Raw genomic sequence first — 563 nt, forward strand, 5'->3', positions numbered from 1 at the left:
GGCGTGGGTCGCTGGAAATATGGTTTGATCCAGAGATGCATTGGCTATCGGTGCCTTGTGGTCGTCCTGGTCGCCCGATGCGGTTTTCAGACAGCGCGATCGAGCTGTGCCTGACGCTGAAGACGCTGTTCAACCTGCCTTTGCGGCAAGTGACGGGGTTGGTTGCGAGCCTGATCAAAATGGCGGGACTGGATTGGCCGGTGCCGGATTATACGACTCTGTGCCGACGCCAGAAGACGTTGAAGGTCAACCTTGGCGGGCGGGCCAGCTCGGGCGGACTGCACCTGCTGGTCGACAGCACCGGGATCAAAATGACGGGAGAAGGCGAGTGGAAGACGCGCAAACATGGCGCGTCCTACCGTCGCCAGTGGCGCAAAGTGCATCTCGGGATTGATGCTGGAACGCTGGATATCCGGGCCATTGAGGTCACGACGAATGCCATTGGCGACGCACCGACGCTGCCCGTTCTCCTGGCGCAAATTCCCGGAGACGAGCGGATACTCAGCGTCGGCGGAGATGGCGCTTATGATACCAGGGACTGCCATGCCGCTATTGCCGGGCGC

General features: G+C 60.9%; 1 protein-coding gene. It reads left to right on the forward strand.

What is annotated here, in order from left to right:
- Nucleotides 1-563 (forward strand): IS5 family transposase (locus tag QN347_RS19410; RefSeq protein ID WP_323494346.1); only part of this gene is annotated, 563 nt, incomplete at both ends.

The organism is Sphingomonas sp. 10B4 (genome assembly GCF_035019905.1).
Taxonomy (GTDB): Bacteria; Pseudomonadota; Alphaproteobacteria; order Sphingomonadales; family Sphingomonadaceae; genus Sphingomonas; species Sphingomonas glacialis.